This is a genomic window from Streptomyces sp. RPT161, assembly GCF_027533845.1.
GTDB lineage: Bacteria > Actinomycetota > Actinomycetes > Streptomycetales > Streptomycetaceae > Streptantibioticus_A > Streptantibioticus_A silvisoli_A.
In genome coordinates, this window is record NZ_JAPZVN010000084.1 from 1 (window position 1) to 1,040 (window position 1,040).

Below are 1,040 nucleotides of genomic sequence, written 5' to 3' on the forward strand. Positions count from 1 at the left end.
TGCCGCGAACGGATGGGGTGGTGTTTACCAGCCGTCTGTCGCTGCGAACGCACCCGTGGCTGGCGGGCTACGTGGTGCAGGGTGTGGTGGTGTTCCCCGGTACTGGGTATGTCGAGTTGGCCATCCGTGCTGGTGACAGTGTGGGTTGTGACCAGCTGGATGAGCTGGCTTTGGAAGCCCCGCTGGTGTTGCCTGCCCAGGGCAGCGTGCAGGTCCAGGTCGTGGTTGGCGATGCCGATGCCCCCGCGGCGGCCGGGGCGCGGCGGCGGAGTGTAGCGGTGTATGCGCGCCTGGATGGGCAGGATGACTGGACACGACACGCCACCGGCGTGGTCAGCGTTACCACACCACACGCCGGTCAAGACCAGGCCGATGTGGTGTTTGACCCGGTGAGTCAGGCGTGGCCTGCGCCTGGTGCGACGGAGCTGGACACTTCGCAGTTCTATGAGCAGCTGAGTGAGAGCGGGTTTGCGTATGGTCCGGTGTTCCAGGGGCTGAGCAGGGCTTGGCAGCGTGGGGACCAGATTCTCGCCGAGATTGAACTCCCCGAGTCTGCTCCGGCGGAGTCGTTCGGGATCCATCCGGCGTTGCTGGATGCGGCGTTGCATCCCACGGTCTTCGCTGGCTTGGACTCGGCGCGGGACGGCGGATTGCCGTTCAGCTTCACGGATGTGGTGTTGCGTGCCTCTGGCGCGTCACGATTGCGGGTTGCGTTGACCCGTACGGGTCCGGATGAGGTGGCTATTGCGGTCGCGGACAGTACGGGGCTGCCCGTGTTGTCGATCGGCTCGCTGACTATGCGGCAGTTGACTGCTGACGGCCTCACTACCGGTACGGGCGATGGGTCCATGCTGAGGATGGAGTGGATCGGTATCCCCACCAGGTCCGTTTCTTCGGTGGGGGAGTGGGTGGTGGTCGACCGGACCGGCTCGGTGGACGCTGTGTATGCCGATCTGAGTGGAGTCAGCACCGCCCTGGAGGAGGGGCTGGCACCGCAGGTGGTGGTGCTGGCGGTGTCCGGGGACTCGGATGCGGTGGTG

1 protein-coding gene is annotated in these 1,040 nt (G+C 65.8%); it reads left to right on the forward strand.

Going from position 1 to position 1,040, the window contains the following annotated elements; all coding sequences use genetic code 11:
- Window positions 1-20: 20 nt before the first annotated feature.
- The coding region (locus tag O5O46_RS35000; protein WP_269859724.1) for a polyketide synthase dehydratase domain-containing protein at window positions 21-1,040 on the forward strand (1,020 nt) is incomplete at its 3' end.